16 protein-coding genes are annotated in these 18,066 nt (G+C 50.7%); 14 read left to right on the forward strand and 2 right to left on the reverse strand.

Annotated elements, in window-relative coordinates:
• The first annotated feature begins 170 nt into the window (after positions 1 to 170).
• The 4 genes from PBOR_RS05310 to PBOR_RS05325 all read left to right on the forward strand — a co-directional run bounded on the left by PBOR_RS05310 (position 171) and on the right by PBOR_RS05325 (position 6,703).
• Positions 171 to 1,685: a glycosyl hydrolase gene (locus tag PBOR_RS05310; RefSeq protein WP_042210792.1), complete on the forward strand. Its 1,515-nt coding sequence runs from the start codon at positions 171 to 173 to the stop codon at positions 1,683 to 1,685.
• 220 nt (positions 1,686 to 1,905) lie between these two features.
• Positions 1,906 to 4,452 carry a discoidin domain-containing protein gene (locus PBOR_RS05315; protein ID WP_042210793.1) on the forward strand — a complete coding sequence of 849 codons (2,547 nt, stop codon included), beginning with the start codon at positions 1,906 to 1,908 and terminating at the stop codon, positions 4,450 to 4,452.
• An 87-nt stretch (positions 4,453 to 4,539) separates the two neighbouring features.
• Positions 4,540 to 6,018 carry a potassium/proton antiporter gene (locus PBOR_RS05320; protein ID WP_042210794.1) on the forward strand — a complete coding sequence of 493 codons (1,479 nt, stop codon included), beginning with the start codon at positions 4,540 to 4,542 and terminating at the stop codon, positions 6,016 to 6,018.
• Between the two features lie 229 nt (positions 6,019 to 6,247).
• Positions 6,248 to 6,703, forward strand: a complete 456-nt coding sequence (locus PBOR_RS05325) for a Dps family protein (RefSeq protein WP_042210795.1) — start codon at positions 6,248 to 6,250, stop codon at positions 6,701 to 6,703.
• Between the two features lie 87 nt (positions 6,704 to 6,790).
• Here PBOR_RS05325 and PBOR_RS05330 read toward each other — a convergent pair whose 3' ends face one another.
• Positions 6,791 to 7,495, reverse strand: a complete 705-nt coding sequence (locus PBOR_RS05330) for an AIM24 family protein (RefSeq protein ID WP_042210796.1) — start codon at positions 7,493 to 7,495, stop codon at positions 6,791 to 6,793.
• Between the two features lie 53 nt (positions 7,496 to 7,548).
• Positions 7,549 to 8,058 carry a phage tail tape measure protein gene (locus PBOR_RS05335; RefSeq protein ID WP_042210797.1) on the reverse strand — a complete coding sequence of 170 codons (510 nt, stop codon included), beginning with the start codon at positions 8,056 to 8,058 and terminating at the stop codon, positions 7,549 to 7,551.
• Between the two features lie 213 nt (positions 8,059 to 8,271).
• Here PBOR_RS05335 and PBOR_RS05340 point away from each other — a divergent pair, with 213 nt between their 5' ends.
• The 10 genes from PBOR_RS05340 to modA all read left to right on the forward strand — a co-directional run bounded on the left by PBOR_RS05340 (position 8,272) and on the right by modA (position 18,052).
• Positions 8,272 to 8,958 carry a M50 family metallopeptidase gene (locus PBOR_RS05340; RefSeq protein WP_042210798.1) on the forward strand — a complete coding sequence of 229 codons (687 nt, stop codon included), beginning with the start codon at positions 8,272 to 8,274 and terminating at the stop codon, positions 8,956 to 8,958.
• 187 nt (positions 8,959 to 9,145) lie between these two features.
• Entirely contained in the window at positions 9,146 to 9,829 is a 684-nt protein-coding gene (locus PBOR_RS05345) for a hypothetical protein (RefSeq protein WP_042210799.1), read from the forward strand.
• Positions 9,830 to 10,063: 234 nt separating this feature from the next.
• Positions 10,064 to 11,029 (forward strand): helix-turn-helix transcriptional regulator, encoded by a 966-nt coding sequence (locus PBOR_RS05350; protein ID WP_042210800.1) that lies wholly within the window; start codon positions 10,064 to 10,066, stop codon positions 11,027 to 11,029.
• Between the two features lie 283 nt (positions 11,030 to 11,312).
• On the forward strand, positions 11,313 to 12,302 hold the full coding sequence (locus tag PBOR_RS05355; RefSeq protein WP_042210801.1) for an ABC transporter ATP-binding protein: 990 nt from the start codon (positions 11,313 to 11,315) through the stop codon (positions 12,300 to 12,302).
• Positions 12,299 to 13,291 carry an ABC transporter ATP-binding protein gene (locus PBOR_RS05360; RefSeq protein WP_042210802.1) on the forward strand — a complete coding sequence of 331 codons (993 nt, stop codon included), beginning with the start codon at positions 12,299 to 12,301 and terminating at the stop codon, positions 13,289 to 13,291. Before PBOR_RS05355 ends, PBOR_RS05360 begins: the two co-directional genes overlap by 4 nt.
• Positions 13,291 to 13,428 (forward strand): hypothetical protein, encoded by a 138-nt coding sequence (locus PBOR_RS37650; RefSeq protein WP_218918882.1) that lies wholly within the window; start codon positions 13,291 to 13,293, stop codon positions 13,426 to 13,428. Before PBOR_RS05360 ends, PBOR_RS37650 begins: the two co-directional genes overlap by 1 nt.
• Positions 13,412 to 15,082: an ABC transporter substrate-binding protein gene (locus PBOR_RS05365; RefSeq protein WP_174479803.1), complete on the forward strand. Its 1,671-nt coding sequence runs from the start codon at positions 13,412 to 13,414 to the stop codon at positions 15,080 to 15,082. Before PBOR_RS37650 ends, PBOR_RS05365 begins: the two co-directional genes overlap by 17 nt.
• Positions 15,083 to 15,160: 78 nt before the next feature.
• The gene (locus PBOR_RS05370) at positions 15,161 to 16,165 is read left to right on the forward strand and encodes an ABC transporter permease (RefSeq protein WP_042133990.1); all 1,005 of its coding nucleotides are present in this window, start codon (positions 15,161 to 15,163) and stop codon (positions 16,163 to 16,165) included.
• Between the two features lie 11 nt (positions 16,166 to 16,176).
• Positions 16,177 to 17,070: a nickel transporter permease gene (gene nikC / locus PBOR_RS05375; RefSeq protein WP_042210804.1), complete on the forward strand. Its 894-nt coding sequence runs from the start codon at positions 16,177 to 16,179 to the stop codon at positions 17,068 to 17,070.
• 202 nt (positions 17,071 to 17,272) lie between these two features.
• Positions 17,273 to 18,052: a molybdate ABC transporter substrate-binding protein gene (gene modA, locus PBOR_RS05380; protein WP_052429344.1), complete on the forward strand. Its 780-nt coding sequence runs from the start codon at positions 17,273 to 17,275 to the stop codon at positions 18,050 to 18,052.
• Positions 18,053 to 18,066 lie beyond the last annotated feature (14 nt).

An 18,066-nucleotide genomic window follows, 5' to 3' on the forward strand; every position in this document is an offset into this window, starting at 1 on the left:
GGTTAAGACGTTACAATTCTAATCTTATAAAGTCCAATCTTAATGGCCCTGCTTATCAGCAGGGCTACTAAGCTATAGACCATCCGGGTATATTCATTGCAGCCGCTTAATAGAGGGCTGCATGCCTGCACGCCTAAGGCGGCAGTGAAACCCGGGGAAAGGAGATTATATTGAACACTTACCGAAAGTACAGGCTATATACAACAATTATTCCGATCATCCTTATCCTTTCACTTCTGCCATGGGGGGAGGCGCGCAGTCTTCCTGTAGCGCGTACCGTCAACACTCCTGCCGCTCCCGTCAAACCCGTGAATCCCTCCGCTTCCAAGGAAGCTGCCGCACTGTTAAGTTATCTTGCCGATCTCAGCGGCAAAGGTATGATCTCCGGCCAGCATGATTATCTGGAGAGTCCTGATGAATTCAATAATAAGCTCAAAAATGCAAGCGGACAGTATGCCGTTCTGCACGGCTACGAACTGGGAGCTATCAATAACCAGTCCAAGGAGACCATTGCCAAGCAGCGCCAGGCTGTCGTAAACAGTGCTATTAAGTGGCACAAGGGCGGAGGCATTGTAGCAATGACCTTCCACCAGAATCTGCCGGGGACCTCGCCGGAATGGAATAATGTGAAAATGAACCTGAGCCAGGCCAAATTCGACGCCTACGTCACTCCCGGAACACCCCAGTACAAAGCCCTGATTGCAGAGCTGGATGAGGTTGCCGGATATTTGGGTGAGCTGCGGGATGCAGGGGTGCCGGTCCTATGGCGGCCGTATCATGAAATGAACGGCAACTGGTTCTGGTGGGGACAGAAGGATAACTTCGCCAAGCTGTGGGACATTGTGTACGAGCGTATGGTCAATACGCATAAACTCAATAATCTGCTGTGGGTATGGAATCCGAATGCACCGAATGAATGGGCAGAGGCTTACAGCAATTATTATCCGGGTGCCGCTAAGGTAGATATCCTGGCAGCCGATATTTATAACAATGATTTTAAGCAATCGTATTACGAGAACCTGCTGAAGCTGGCCGACGGCAAACCTATCGGCATCGGCGAGAGCGGAGAGCTTCCAGACCCTGTCATATTGTCTCAAACCCAGAGTAAATGGGTATATACGATGACATGGGGGAAAATGCTGCTCGAAAATAATAATCTCCAGAAAATTCAAAGTTTCATGAGCAATAAGTACACCGTATCAAGGGATGATTACAAGCTGGCTCTGGGCGCTCAGATGAATGCACTCGCTGCGGCGTCGCGTAACGGCCTCCAGGGACAGTATTTCGGCAATGCGGAGCTGTCCGGCAAACCGCTGCTTACGCGCAATGATAACAAGATTGACTTCAACTGGCATGGAGACTCACCGGCACCGGGAATCGGCAAGGACTCTTTTTCCGTACGATGGACCGGTAAGATTAAGCCAGTCTACAGCGAAAAGTATACTTTTACAGCCTCTTCGGATGACGGTATCCGTGTGTGGATTGGCGGCAAGCTGGTCATTGACAGCTGGAAGAAGCAAAGCGGTGTCAGCCGGGAAGGAAGTATAACTCTCACAGCCGCAACAGCCTACGATATTAAAGTGGAGTATTATGAGAATCACGGTGATGCAAGCGTCCGTTTGATGTGGAAGAGCCCACGCCAGAAACAGACGGTGATTCCCCAGAACGCGCTGACTCTTCCTTGAGGAATGAAGCTGGTCAATACGAATGAAGCTCTACGCAAACCGGTACATTACAGCGACCCCGGAAGAAAGCGAGGACAAGGGAATGAGGACTAGACTCAAGAAAAAAAGAAAACAACCCATTTATCTACTACTAAAATTTGCAGCATTGATCATCTTGTTTCTGTTGTCCGTCTCTGTCTTCGGAGATAATGGGACAAATAGCGGCGAGGTGGAAGTCGATATGTCGGAATTATCTGCGGCTAAGGATGCGGGCCCCGCAGTTCCGGAGGGGACTGTGCTATGGAAGCTTGGCCAGCATGACGGTTCAGCTGCAGAGTTCGCAGCAGCCGGATCAAACGGGGCCAAAGGGGTATTCAGCATTGCTTCATCCACAGTGAAGGCAGCTGAGCTTCAGACTATCCCATCCGGGCTGCACGGCGAGACCAATCCTGAACTGCGGATTACGTACAAGCTGGATAAGATCCCGGTTAACGGGGTCTTATTTCGCGTCAGCATCCTTGATGCCTACAAATCCGTCCCGCAGATGAGTGTGTTCTCCAACCGGCAGCTGTCCGGGATTATTCAGATTGCCGGTGTGGATGGTACGGACAGTAAATACGATTTCCGCAAAACCTATGAGCTATACATTCCCAAAGAACAGCTCATCAGCGGAACCAACGAGCTGACGCTGCGGGCAGCGCGCGGGATCTACTCTTCTGCTGCGGAGGATAAGTACAACTGGTGGACATGGGATGACCTTAGTCTGGAAGCACTGAAGACTCCGGTCAAGGAGCCGATTCACGGCAGCTATACGCTGACCGGAACCATGGTCAACAACAAACAGTTTTATTTCGACAAAGGTGCAGTTACGCATCTGCCTTATATTATGAAGTGGCTCGGCATAGCCTACAGCGGCAACATCATGCGGACCAGCTGTGCCAGTGATGTGGGCAGATCCTGCGAGAATATGGGCGATTACTATGAGGTCCTGAAGGATTATAATATGCAGGCTGTTGCGCTCTACCTGTACACGGGCGATATCAAGCTCAAGGAAGACGGTTCACTGCCGGATGATGCGGAGAAGAAGCTGACTGATTATTTCGAGCAGTATAGCCCGTATTTCCAGTACTATGAGGTGGATAATGAGCCCGGATTGTTCAACCGTTCCAAAGCGGTCAATCTGGCAATAGCCGACTGGCTGAACAAGAAGGGTAAGACGATCGCACCGCATCTGCAGACGGTTGCCCCGGGCTGGGCATACTGGCCGGGCTACAGCGAAGACTCCTGCGGCAACCAGAAGGGGACGGTCAAGCAATGCGGCGATCCGGACGGCTGGGAACGTGACCCGGAGCAGCGCAATGAGCTGGAGGAAGTAACGGATTTGACCAATGGGCATTCCTATGGGGAATCCTACATTTTCAGCAACGGAGGCAGCTTTACAGAGAACCTGAAGACCTTCGGTGGAGCGGTTGACGGCCTCAGCAAAAAAATGCTCACCACAGAATTCGGCACCTCGGATACCCATGTGGATGCTTATCAATACGGCGCATCCGAGCGGACTGCGGCTGTGTTCGACCGGATTATGCGGGGGCATATCGGATATGCCGATATGTTTGTGCAGCATGCCGCTTTCTTCAAAAACTTCAGTCTGTTCAAGTACGGCTTCAACCTGGAGGAGCATGATCCGGGAGCTACGGAGATTTATTATACCAAAGAAGGTGAAGACTCACGCGTCAGTATTATGCGCCGGCTGGATCTGGCTTATGCCACGCACGGGACACCGCTGAGCTACCAGATTACTAACAAAGACGATTTGGCTGATAAGCTGGTGTACGTGCGGGCGGTAGATACTTCAACCCTTGAGCCGCTGGCAGGCAGCGGAGCCACCTCCAACAAGCTGCTGGTGAACTTCGTCAATTTCGAAGAAACCGAGCAGACGGTTAAAGTGAAGGTGACCATGCCGGAGAAGACAGTATACGAAGGTGAACGGTTTGGCAGCGGGGATACTTATGATGAGGCGCGCAGCTATATATCGGGCAGAAATGCCTTACCTGTGCTGGAATTCACCGAAACGCTGGCTCCGGGTGAGGCGGTGCAGTATATTCTGCAGCCTTCTTCCGAAGTGGCGGATGTGGCGCCGCAAGGCTTCAAGGCTGCGGCAGTCAAAGGACTGTCGATGCATCTCAGCTGGCTGGAGGCTCCCGGGGCAAGCTATGAAGTGCTCCGGGCCGACGGCCCCAGCGGAGATTTGAAGGTTATTGCTACCGGTGTGCAGAGTACAGAGTACACCGACAGGAAACTGCAGGAGGGCACGCTCTATACTTATGCTGTAAGAGTGTCAGGCTCTGGCGTTATGTCAGAGAAGACGCAGATTACGGCCACCGAACTCGTCCCGCTGGACCGGACCGGCTGGAAGGTCACGTCCAACGTGAATACGGCAGCCTCGAAACCGGAGAGTGCCATTGATGGAGACCGGCGCACACGCTGGGATACCGGCAAGCACCAGGCATCAGGGGAATACTTCCAGATTGATCTGGGTGCAGTACATGCAGTAGAAGCCATTGATCTTGATTATACGTTATCGTCATATGACTATCCGCGGGGATATACCGTCCAGGTATCGGATGATGCCAAGAGCTGGAGACAGGTAGCATCCGGCAAAGGGAAGCTGGAGATGACCAAGATTGCCTTTTCACCGGTCAAAACCCGCTATATCCGCATTCTGCAGACAGGCTCCGGAGGCAACTATTGGTCGATTCAGGAGCTGCAGGTGTATTCAAGAGAATAAAGGACGGCATAATAACCTCCGTGGATTTCAGAACCCACCGGGGTTTTTTGCTGCGGAGTAAATATGGGAAAGGAGTGAACCGGACCGATGACTCATCTTGCCGATCAAATTATTCTGCTGCTGGCGGCGTTATTGCTGGTAGGCGTGCTGTCCACCAAATTCTCCACCCGTTTTGGAATGCCTGCACTGGTTCTGTTTATCGCTGCCGGGATGGTGCTCAGCCATTTTATTTATTTCAACAATGCTTCCTTAACACAGATCGCCGGAATTTTTGCGCTGGTGGTCATTCTGTTTGAGGGCGGAATGCAGACGAGCATGAAGGATATCCGTCCGATTATGAAGCCGGCGCTGTCGCTGGCTACGGCAGGTGTACTGCTGACTACAGTAATTGTCGGTGTTTTTGCCAGATTTGTCCTAGGCGTGCCGTGGGCGGAGAGCTTCCTGTTCGGGGCGATTGTCGGTTCAACGGACGCGGCAGCAGTGTTCTCCGTACTCGGAGGCAAAAATATTGATAAACGCCTGACCTCCACACTCGAAGCAGAGTCCGGCAGCAACGATCCGATGGCGGTATTTCTCACCGTTTCCCTGATCGAATGGATACAGCATCCCGATACCGCAATCTGGAGCCTGGTACTGTCCTTTTTCTGGGAGATGGGGATCGGTCTCCTGCTGGGGATTCTTATCGGGAAGCTGGCTACATATCTGATCAACCGGATTAATCTGGACTCTACCGGGCTGTATCCGGTGATGGCAATCGGCTTTGCTGTTCTGACCTACGGGCTCTCAGCGATGGTGCACAGCAGCGGTCTGCTTGCCGTCTATGTTATGGGGCTGGTGCTGGGGAACTCTGAGCTGATGTATCACCGTACGATTATGAATTTCAATCACGGCTTTGCCTGGATGATGCAGATCGCCATGTTCATTCTGCTCGGGCTGCTGGTCTTTCCCCAGGAGCTGGCGGACATTGCCTGGCAGGGCATATTGCTCTCTGTCATTCTGATGGTCGTGGCCAGACCTGCGGGGGTATTCATCAGTCTTCTGTTTGCCAAGTTCTCCTTCCGTGAAAAGACACTGATCTCCTGGGCCGGACTCAGGGGGGCTGTGCCCATTGTACTTGCGACCTATCCGCTGCTCGCGGGACTTCCCCAGGGCCGGCTGTTCTTCAATGTAGTATTCTTCGTAGTCCTGACCTCTGCGGTTATTCAGGGAACGACCATTTCACCGCTGGCCTCGCGGCTGAAGCTGGTCGGCCGGGAGGATGCGGGCCAGCCGTCACTGATGGAGCTCGTCGCCCTTGGCAAGACGGATTCCGAGTTCAATCATATCGGAATTGACCGGCATATGCCGATTGCCGGGATGCAGATTGCGCAGATCGGCCTGCCGGATGATATCCTGTTCACGGCAATAATCCGCAACAAGAGCATTGTGACGCCCCATGGCAGCACGGTTATTGAACCGGGCGACACGGTGTACGTGCTCAGCCCCAAGAGCAAACGTGACGAGATGCGCGCGATCTTCCGGAGCGGGAAGGGGAAGGCAGCAGAGACGGATACCACAATGGTTTAGTGAAGATGTGAGCTTCTCTGCCGGGTGAAGTGAATTGTGTCAATATAGCAGATTTTTACAGCATTGTGACCGAAATAATAGGAGGTTCAGAAAGGGGAATGCTAGAATTTGCAGTAACCGAATCATAAAACAGATTGCATTAAGCCTTAATTTGTGTTAAATTGTATATAGATTTAGAATGAGTCTAAATACAATAACAAATAAATACACATCCCAGGAGGTTATTAGAATGAGTACACACGTTAAAAGCCAAACTGAATTGCATGCTGCCCTGAACCGTCAGACAGCAAACTGGACTCTGCTAGGAGTGAAGCTGCATCACTACCACTGGTATGTCAGCGGTGCCCAATTCTTCGCACTGCATGAGAAATTTGAAGAGCTGTACAATGAAGCTGCCGGTTATGTCGATGAGCTGGCTGAACGCCTGCTCGCCATTGGCGGACAACCTGCTTCCACAATGACACAGTACCTGGCCCTCTCCGAATTGAAGGAAGCAACCGGCGGAGAAAGCGCGAAGGAAATGGTAGCGCAGCTGGTGAAGGACTTCGCTGCTGTAGCAGAAGAACTGAAGCAGGCTATCTCAGCTGCAGAGGAGCTTAGCGACCAGCCTACAGCTGATCTGCTGATCGGTATCAGAACAAGTGTAGAGAAATCGGCCTGGATGCTGAACGCTTACCTGGCTTAATTGTAACCATAGTATACAAGAAGAGCGCCTGTGGGTTATCCGCACAGGCGCTCTTTGCAGTTGGATGGAAGGTTATCCCTGCATTGATTACTTGATGAATACTCCGCCAAACGGCAGGGCCTCGCGCAGGAAGCGTTTGACAATGCCGTCTTCATTATTATCGCGCTGGAAGCGCCTGCTCTGACGTCCGGCCTGGAACAGCACAGGCCCGTGGCCGGTCATCTTCCAGTGATAGCTCATATGCTGGCTGGCGAGATGATTGCCGTAGACCGTAAGCTCAAGCCGGGCATTCTCGGGATAGGCAATGATACTGCCGGCGTCAACGTACAGCGGATCAAACGGGTCCAGCTCGGCTTCACAGACTGTGCCTTCCGTCAGAATGCCGATACTGCCATGACCGGAGAATTTCACCTTGACGATATCCCGGGTAATCAGCATATTCTTCATATTCAGCACTCTTGTCTGCATGGTGACTCCCTTGCTGTAGAAGAACAGATGCCTGAAATCGTAGAGCAGATCGCTCTTGCCGTCGAGCTGCAGCGTCTTGACCCGGTAACCGGGCGGTAAGGCAGCCACGAACCGGCAGGGGCCGGTGATATCCGAGCGGATCAGCTTCCGTTTGCGGTACATGCCCTTAACATCCATGAGCCGGTCCGCCCGGCCTGATGAAGGGCCTTGATAAGCGATAATCTGCTGCGGATGGAGCACATGGACCTCTTCATTCTCTGCGACGGTAAATGCAACGGCCTGTCCGCTGCCGCTGTCGCCTTCATCCTGGACATCAACGTTCATTTCTTCATGCTCCCCTCGTGCAGTGCCGTATACATGTCATTCCTGCCCCGGTCTTAACGCAGCCGGTCGCTTCTTCTGGAACGGTGGCGCATGGTGAAGCGCAGCAGCCGGATCAGCAGGAAATAACCCAGGATAAGAGCAAGTCCGGTAATCACAGTCACCTTGATCCGGTTATAGTAATTTTCACGTGCCGTACGGTCATTTTTGAGCTCATCTACGACCTGGCTGAGCTGGCGGTTCTGTTCCTGCAGGGCAGCGTTCTGGGCCTGGTAAGTCGCCATTTGCTGCAGCGTCTGGTCCAGCTGGTCTTTGGTCTGCCCCAGCTCGTCCACAGCCGTTCCCAGGTTCTCTTTGGTCTTCTGAAGCTCCTCTGCCGTCTGCTGATAGCTCTCCTGCAATTTGTTGACTTCACCGGGCAGCTCCGAGAAACTCTGTAGTCCATTATATAAATCAGTGAAATAGTTGGCTTGTGCCGCAGGGATATCATAACTGAAAGAAATCCCGAATATCAGCAAGGCCGACCCCAGCAGCTTAATCATATTTCTTGTTGCACGTTTGTACATTACGGGTCACCACCTGTTATAGGCTTGTTGTATTCTTATTTTATCATAGCCAGTCCTGATTTGGGCAGCACGGGCAGCTTTAGGCATAATTACCCTTCCTGTCTATGCAGGTAACCATATGTGTAATACAGTACAAATCATATGAAGGTTTCTAATATATTGAGTGTGCATTTAAATTAACGTATACTTTGAACGGAAAGGAGCTGCTTCCAAGTGAATAAATGGCTCAAAACGTTGTTGTTTCTGGCGGGTTCTGCGCTGTTGACCCGGTTTATTCCGTTCTCATCCCTATTTCGTAATCTGGATACGATGTTTCACGAATTCGGCCATGCGCTGGCAACCCTACTGCTCTCCGGGAGTGTGCTGCGGATAGAGCTGCACCCTGATCATAGCGGTGTAACCTACTCGGCGATTGCCGCAGGGGGAAGGGCAATCCTTGTATCGCTGGCCGGTTATCCTCTGGCCTCACTATTCTCATTCCTGCTGTTCTACTTATATAGTAGAGACAAGCGGCAGTGGGGGCTGATTATGGCCAGTGGTGTAGCGCTGGTGATGCTGGTGCTCTATGTACGGGGCGGCTTCGGGATGATTTGGCTGAGCGGTTTTATTCTGCTGAATGCCGCTATGCTGTTCCTTTGGCCGAAGGTCAGCAAATATTATTATTTATTTCTTGCGTTTCTGACTCTGGAAGAGTCCGTTATGGGGACATTATTTCTGGTAACTGCTTCAGTATTGACGCCTTCCCGGGCCGGGGATGCAGCAAATTTGGCCAGACTAACACCGCTGCCGGCTATTCTGTGGGCGCTGCTGTTTTTCCTCTTCTCGCTGCTGTGCGCCAAGTGGGCGCTGGGCTTTTTTTTCCGGGAAGAGAAATCAGCTAACCGGACTAGAAGCCTATAATGCGCAAAACTGTGTTCGTCATTTTTTGACAAAATAATAGACTTTCGCAAAGAGGCAATTACCTTTAGTGGTAGGTTGGCTCTTTTTTTGTCGATATTATAGGACCGAACATATATTCCATGACAAGGAGTTGTCCGCCATTATTGGTACATTAATAGAAGACCCAAAAAAAGAAAGAGGTGGAAATATGCAAGCAAGTATTCAGCCCATATTTACTTGGAGCCAGGATCGGATTTTAGCAGGAGGTGCGAAGAATATTATCCTGCTCGTGGAGTGGAAGGGAGTGTCGCAAGGAGAGGAATTCCGCAAGAAAAGCCGGAAAGTTGTAGCCCGGGAGATTGAGCTGCGCGTATGGCTGGAAAGCCACGTTACGGTGACCGGATGCTACGGATGTACAGCAGAAGAAGGGGAAGGCCGCTCGCTGCTGCTGAAGCTGGGCAAAATTCATTCCGGACAACGCAGGTTTGTCGCTTTGGAATTTACGATGTCCGCCATGCCTGCGGGCATACATGAGGCGCTTTGGCTGCAGTGGCAATACAGACAGCCCACGGTAGAACGTATACGGGAGCTGCCGCTCAAGAAGCTGGGAATGGAATATTCGCATCATACGGATGTACTTGGCGCTCAGTGTTGTTTTCAAGTAGAGAAGCATGTAGAACTGCTCAAAATGGAGGAAATATTAGCAGAAAGAGAGGCGTCCAGAGCCCATAATCATCAGCAGGACTTCACGGACAGGCTGCGGCGCCAGGCGGATAAATTGCTGCTGCTCGCTGCACGTTCCGGCGATATGCATCTTGTAAAGGAAGCGGAAGCGCTCTATAAGCAGCTTGAGGCGGAGAATAATCCTTTGGGAAAGGTTGTAACGAGATAAATCTAAGGAATGCAGCAGGGATATAATAGGCAGTGACCATACATATAGATTAAATTTTGAATCCAATTCGCAGAAATAGATAACGAATCGTGTAATATATAATTGTGGTAATATAGTAAAATAGTTCTATTATATTTTCTTATCTCGGTTATTACATCCTTGGTTATAGATATATATAACTAGTTTATTTAAAAATAATGGGTCTATTTTACCATGAATCAAGGAGAACTGAAAATGACAGACCGATTAATCCGGCTGATGCGCATTATTACGCTAGTTCAAGCCAAACCGGGAATTCTGGCCCGTGAGCTGGCGGAACGATGCGGCAACAGTGAGAGAACGATTTACCGGGATATGGATGCGCTCAGTGCCATGCATATCCCCATAACCCATATGGGACACGGTAAGGGATATGCTTTTATCGGTAATTTTGCACTGTACCCTTTGGATTGGTCAGACGAAGAAGCAGCCGCATTTTCACAGTTGCGCAGTATTATGACGGATATCAAAGCTTTACTGCCCCCGGAATTCGAAGACGCCTATGAGAAAGTAATGGCCGCAGAATATAAGCAAAAGGCAGAAAGGGAAGAAACGATGGAGAGCGCGAAGAAGGAAGCGGGTCAGCATTGGATGGAGCGAAACGGGTCTCATGGAGATCGGCCATTCTTTCTGACCGGCATTCTGGATGCCGTAATGAAGCAGCGCAGTATACAGGCGGACTACAGTGAGAATGCATATGAAGAAAAAGGTATCAAAATTGATCCCTACTGCCTGGTTCCGTTGGAAAATCGTTTTCATTTGATTGGTTTTTGTCATCGCTTCGGGATCATCCGCACTTTTCATATTAACGGGTTTTCCAGTGTAAAGCCGCTGGACAGCTGGTTCTCCAAGGATAAATTCGATTTACAGGCTTTTATGGAGCAGAAGTGGTCACTGGACCAGGATAGTCTGCAGGTTGAATTCAGAGTAAAGTTCTCGGAACGGATGATGGAGAGGCTTAAGCATGAGGAGATGTTTGTGAAGCCCAGCAGGGTAGACCGCCAGAACCGCTGTCTGCATTTTAAGGTTGCTGTGGAGCAGGATATTGGTTTTGTTCACTGGATTATGAGATACGAGGAAGAAGCTGAGATTATGGAGCCGGTCTACTACCGGGAGGTTCTCAGAAATCAGCTCGAGAAATGGCTGTCGCTATACAAATAGCGCAGTTTTTCTTTTTATATAGAGTATTTCCAGTTGTTGGGGATGTTGTTATTCACACAAAAACACTCGTGTTAGTTATATGTGCAAATTTTCCTTGTCTAGTCGGGTTTTATATAGTAAGTTATACATTAAATAACAACAATGTGTATTTAAAACTTGATTTATCTCTTGTCATGTCAGGTGTTGGTCAATATAGCTAACTTTTAAAATAATTTGGCAGCCTGTAATTTGACCTTTGTTCAATTTTTATTTGTTCAATTTTTAGCAGAAGAGAGGTAGAGATTTGATCCAGCCAATTCTGAAAATTGAAAATTTGCATACCCACTTTTTTACCGACCGCGGTGAAGTTCCTGCAGTTGACGGCGTCGATCTGTACATTAATCCGGGTGAGGTTCTTGGTGTGGTTGGCGAATCCGGCTGTGGTAAAAGCGTAACCTCACTATCCATTCTGAAGCTGGTTCCGAATCCCCCGGGAAAAATAGTGGGCGGACGCATCCTGCTGAAGGGCCGTGATCTTGTCCCGCTCAAAGAGAAAGAGATGCGCAAGATCCGCGGTGACTCAGTCTCGATGATTTTTCAGGAACCGATGACTTCGCTTAATCCGCTGTTCACTGTCGGACAGCAAATAATAGAAACCGTCCGCCTGCACCGCGGCCTCTCTAAGAAGGAGGCCCGGGAGCACGCCGTAGAGATGCTGCGCAAGGTTGGCATTCCCCGGCCGGAGGCCATTATTGATGAGTACCCGCATCAGCTGTCGGGAGGCATGCGCCAGCGTGTAATGATCGCCATGTCCATCTCCTGCAGTCCGGAGCTGCTGATTGCCGATGAGCCGACGACGGCTCTTGATGTAACGATTCAGGCGCAGATTCTGGATCTGATCCGCCGGCTTAACGAGGAACAGGGTACCGCAGTTATGCTGATTACCCATGATCTTGGTGTTGTAGCGGAGATGTGCCACCGTGTTGCGGTTATGTATGCCGGCAAGGTAGTGGAGGAAGGCAGCGTACGTGATATTTTCAAGAATCCGCTCCATCCGTATACCAGAGGGCTGATCGAATCTGTACCGCGGATGGATGAAACCAGGGAACGCCTGTATTCTATTCCGGGCAATGTGCCTATTCTCAGCAAAGAAATGCAGGGTTGTCGGTTCGCGCCGCGCTGCCTTGATGTGATGGATATCTGCCGTCAAAGTCTTCCGAAGCTTACACTGCAGGAGGAACAGCACAGCTGCAGATGCTGGCTGCATGAAAGTCAACAGGAGGATGCTGTATGAGTGAGAGCCTGCTAGAGGTCAAGGGCCTCAAGAAGTATTATCCGATCAACAAAGGATTCTTGGGCCGGGCACAGGGTTATGTCAAGGCTGTCGACGATATCTCCTTCTCTGTAAGCAAAGGTGAGACCTTTGGTCTTGTAGGAGAGAGCGGCTGCGGTAAATCCACAACCGGCCGTGCCTTGCTTCGGCTGATAGAGCCTACGGCGGGAGAGGTTTGGTTCGAAGGTCAGGATATCACGAAGCTATCTATAGAAGAAATGCGCAAGCGCCGCCGGGAGATGCAGATTGTTTTCCAGGACCCCTTCTCTTCCCTGGACCCCCGCAATACCGTACAGCGTATCCTCGAAGAGCCGATGATTGTGCATGGTGTAGGCAATGCGGGGCAGCGCCGGGCTGAAGTTGAACGGCTTGCTGATGTAGTCGGGCTGGCTAAGGCGCATTTGCAGCGTTACCCGCATCAATTCTCCGGCGGACAACGCCAGCGGATCGGAATTGCCAGAGCACTTGCACTCCAGCCGAAGCTGATTATCGCCGATGAGCCTGTATCAGCACTGGATGTATCGATCCAGTCACAGGTTATTAACCTGATGCAGGATTTACAGAAGGAATTCGGATTGACCTATATCTTTATCGCCCATGATCTCAGTGTGGTGAAGCATATCTGCGACCGTGTAGCCGTGATGTATCTGGGCCGGATTGTTGAAGTCACCGACAAGCATAAGCTATACGCCGAGCCGCAGCATCCCTATACCCAGGCTCTGCTGTCCGCAGTTCCTGAGCCCGATCCCGATATCCGCAAGGAACGGATCATTCTGCAGGGTGAGGTGCCGAGTCCGGCGAATGCGCCGGTCGGATGTGCTTTTAATACACGTTGTCCCAGGGTGATGGATGTATGCCGTAATGTCAGACCGCCGCTGCAGGAGACAGGTTCCGGACATTTGACCGCCTGCCATCTGTATGATGAGGAAGTCCGTTCCCGGCTGGCCTAATGAAATCAGGAAAAAATCAATACAGCTCTCTATGCATTAGCCCTGATATATGGCAGCGCTTTGGCGCAGCTCCATATAAACGCTTTAATACTTTTAATGAGAGAAGGGAGTTTTCTAGAGATGAAGAAGTGGAGTAGTCTTGCACTGGCAGTAACGCTGGGGGCGGTATTAACATTAAGCGGCTGCGGGGGGAACAATAACAACGCAAGCACAGAAGCGACTGCAGGCACGAACGCAGCGGCGACCACCGCACCGGAGAGCTCACCTGAAACATCGGCTAACACGCAGGATACACTGATCCTCGGACGAGGCGGCGATTCCGCATCACTGGATCCGGCCATTGTAACAGACGGCGAATCCCTGAAGATTGCCCATCAGGTCTTTGATTCCCTGCTGGAATACAAACCGGGTACCTCTGAAGTACAGGCTTCACTTGCTGACAGCTGGGAAGTTTCAGCTGACGGTCTGACTTATACCTTCAAGCTGCACCCTGGCGTGAAGTTCCATGACGGAACAGATTTCAACGCTGAAGCTGTAGTGTTCAACTTCACACGCTGGAGTGACCCGGCAAGTGAGTTCAAGTTCGAAGGCGATTCCTTTGATTACTATGATTCGATGTTCGGTCCGGACGGCAGCCGTGTAATCAAAGAAGTTAAGGCTGTGGACGCAACTACTGTTGAGTTTACACTCAATCAGCCGCAGGCACCGTTCCTGCAGAATATCGCTATGACCTCCTTCGGGATTGCCAGCCCTGCTGCCATCCAGGAGAAGAAAGAAAACTTCAAGAACGAGCCGGTAGGCACAGGGCCTTTCGTGTTCACGGAGTGGAAGCATAATGATTCCATTACACTGGACAAGAACCCTAACTACTGGAAAGAAGGCCTTCCGAAGCTGAACAAAGTCATCGTCCGCTCGATTCCGGACAACTCGGCACGCTTTAATGCCCTGCAGAACGGCGAGATCGATCTGATGGAGGATTTGAGCCCGGATGACCTGTCTACACTTGAAGGCAACACTGAGCTGCAGAAGATTGAACGTCCGCCGTTCAATGTCGCATACCTCGGCTTCAACTTTAAGAAGAAACCTTTTGATAATGTGAAAGTAAGACAGGCCCTTAACTATGCGGTGAATAAACAAGCTATTATTGATGCATTCTTCTCGGGCCAGGCTACTGCCGCTGTTAACCCGATGCCGCCATCACTGTGGGGCTATAACGATGCTGTGCAGGATTATGCATACGATCTGGACAAAGCGAAGGCGCTGCTTGCGGAAGCTGGCTACCCTGACGGTCTGCCGGACACAGTAACTCTGTACGCTATGCCGGTATCCCGTCCTTACATGCCTGACGGCAAAAAGGTTGCTGAAGCGATTCAGGCAGACTGGGAGAAAATCGGCGTGAAGACGGTTATTGAATCCCCGGAATGGGCGACTTATCTGGATGATACCAAAGCCGGTGAAAAAGATGATATCTACATGCTCGGCTGGACCGGCGACAATGGTGACCCGGACAACTTCCTCTATACCCTGCTCGATAAGGATGCTATCCCTGGTAACAACCGTTCCTTCTATGTGAATGAAGATCTGCACACGATCCTGATCAATGCACAGAAGGAAACGGATCAGACGAAACGTTCTGACCTGTACAAACAGGCTCAGGAAATCATCAAAGCGGATGCACCGTGGATTCCGCTGGTGCACACTACACCACTGCTGGCAGCGAAAGCCAATCTGAAAGGATTCGTTCCAGGCCCTACAGGTACGGAATATTACAGCGAAATTTACTTCGAATAGTATGCTCCATAAGCATTTGCTTGCCGCCGCATGCCGGGCGGCAAGTTATGCTTAAGGACCACTGGAAGGTGAGCCAACTTGAACTCCTACCTATTAAAACGTGTCATGGTTTTATTTCCTGTGCTGATCGGGATGACGATTATCGTCTTCTCCATTATTCACGCCATTCCGGGTGATCCGGCAGAAACCATTCTGGGCCAAAAAGCAACCGAGCAGTCCAAACAGGCGCTGCGCGAGCAGCTGGGTCTCGACAAACCATGGCTGCAGCAGTACTTCAACTATATGGGGGATTTGGTGCAGGGCGATCTGGGGACCTCAATCCGGACCAAAACACCGATTGCCAAAGAAATTATGCCTTATCTGGCGGCAACGCTGGAGCTTACGGCAGCGAGTATGCTGTTTGCTACCATTGTAGGAGTGAACGCCGGTATTCTAAGTGCCTGGCGGCAGAATTCCTGGTTTGATTATACCGCGATGATTATAGCGCTTATTGGCGTGTCCATGCCGATCTTCTGGCTGGGGCTGATGGAGCAGATGTTATTCGCGCTGAAGCTGCACTGGCTGCCCTCTATAGGCAGGATGGATCAGCGGAATCCCGTGGAGAGTATAACCAATCTATACGTGATCGACACGATACTGGCAGGAGACTGGCGCCAGCTGTGGACGGTCATTAAGCATTTGATCCTGCCAAGCATAGCGCTGGGTACCATTCCGATGGCAATTATTGCCCGGATGACCCGTTCGAGCATGCTGGAGGTCATGAACTCCGACTATATCCGTACGGCAAAGGCCAAAGGGTTGTCGCAATTCCTTGTCGTATATAAGCATGCACTTAAGAATGCGCTGATTCCAGTGCTGACCGTAGTTGGTCTGCAGACAGGTGCGCTTCTCGGCGGTGCAGTACTGACAGAGACAATCTTTGCCTGGCCGGGCGTGGGAAGATATATATTTGAGGCGATCAGCTCACGCGACTATCCGGTCATCCAGACCGGCATTCTGATCATTGCTTTTATCTTCGTATTCATTAATCTGCTGGTGGATCTGCTCTATGCCGTCATTGATCCGCGAATCAACTACAAGTGAGGGGTGAACCTATGGGACAGGCATCAATTCAGGTAACACCCCCGGCTGTACCTGCCGAGAAGGTAACCGGACCTTGGCGCGATGCGTGGAAGGCTTTCCGCAAGAACAAGACGGCGATGCTCGGCCTCGGCATTATTGTATTTTTTGTGCTGATAGCACTGCTGGCGCCATTCATTGCACCTTACGGCTTCAAGGAGCAGGAGCTGGTCAACCGGCTCAAGGCGCCGTCCGCTGACCACTGGTTCGGCACGGATGATCTGGGAAGAGATATGTTCACCCGTATTCTATACGGTGCCCGAATCTCCCTGTGGGTCGGTTTCTTCTCCGTTATCGGCTCCATTGTTGTCGGTACGTTTCTGGGGATTCTGGCAGGATTCTACGGCAAATGGATCGATATGCTGATTTCCCGCATGTTCGATATTCTGCTGGCCTTTCCGAGCATTCTGCTCGCTATTGCTATCGTAGCTATTCTCGGGCCTTCGCTGCAGAATGCGCTGTATGCTATCGCCATTGTTAATATTCCTACCTATGGCCGGCTGGTGCGGGCCAAGGTGCTCTCCCTGAAATCGGAGGAGTACATTACAGCCGCCCGGGCAATCGGAATGAAGAATAACCGCATCCTGCTGACCCATATTCTGCCGAACAGCTTAACGCCGATAATCGTACAAGGTACACTTGGCATCGCCACCGCGATTATTGAGGCAGCTGCTCTTGGCTTCCTGGGACTAGGCGCACAGCCGCCCGATCCGGAATGGGGCAAGATGCTCTCGGATTCACGGCAGTTCATCCAGAAAGCTCCCTGGACGGTTATTTTTCCGGGACTGTCCATTATGCTGACCGTACTTGGCTTTAACCTGGTAGGGGACGGCCTGCGTGATGTGCTTGATCCGAGGATGAAGAATTAACTCCTGTTCACTGATAGCCCTGCAGGCCTTTGGCTTGTATGGGCTATTTTTTCTGTTTTTTATACATTAGGCTGTATTTATAATATGTTCACATCAATAATAACTAAATATAATCAAACATATTCAAACGTATAGTAAAAGAAAAAAAGATGTGCTAGAATAGCACCTAAATATATAAGATACATACATGGGAGGAATGGAAATGTTCAAGAAATTCGGATTAGTGTTAGTGGCGGGATTGGTAGCGGTGGGATTGTCTGCTGTACCTGGTGAACAGGCACAGGCAGCCAAGAAGACGGAGATTATTGTCTCGGCGGCAGCCAGTCTGCAGGACAGTCTTGACAAGATCGCCGTTACTTATGAGAAGCAGCATCCCGGTATTGATCTTGTTTTTAATTACGGTGCTTCCGGTACGCTGCAGAAGCAGATTGAGCAAGGCGCTCCGGCTGATCTGTTCTTCTCTGCCGGAGACAAGCAAATGACTGCCCTGATAGACGGCGGACTCATCAGTGACAATACGGAACTGCTGAAGAATCAGCTGGTCCTCGTTGTTCCATCCGATTCCAAAACTTCCATTACTACCATTACACAGCTTACCGATAAAGCGTTCAAGAAGGTGGCTGTCGGCCAGCCGGAATCTGTACCTGCCGGACAATATGCCCAGCAGTCATTGACAGCCAAGAATGTATGGGATACGCTGCAAAGCAAGCTGGTCTTTGCCAAGGATGTCCGTCAGGTGCTGTCCTATGTGGAAACAGGGAACGCAGACGCCGGCTTCGTCTATAAGACAGACGCGCTTACCTCGAAGAAAGTGAAGATTGCCCTGACAGTAGGCGGACATGTGCACAAGGCCATTAATTATCCGGTCGGCATTGTTAAGGATTCCTCGCATCAGGCGGAAGCGAAAGCTTTCTATGATTATGTGCAGACAACAGCGGCAAGCGCGGTGTTTACAAGCTACGGCTTTCAATTAGCGAAATAAGTGAAATAAGTGAA

The sequence above is a fragment of the Paenibacillus borealis genome (assembly GCF_000758665.1).
GTDB lineage: Bacteria > Bacillota > Bacilli > Paenibacillales > Paenibacillaceae > Paenibacillus_AQ > Paenibacillus_AQ borealis.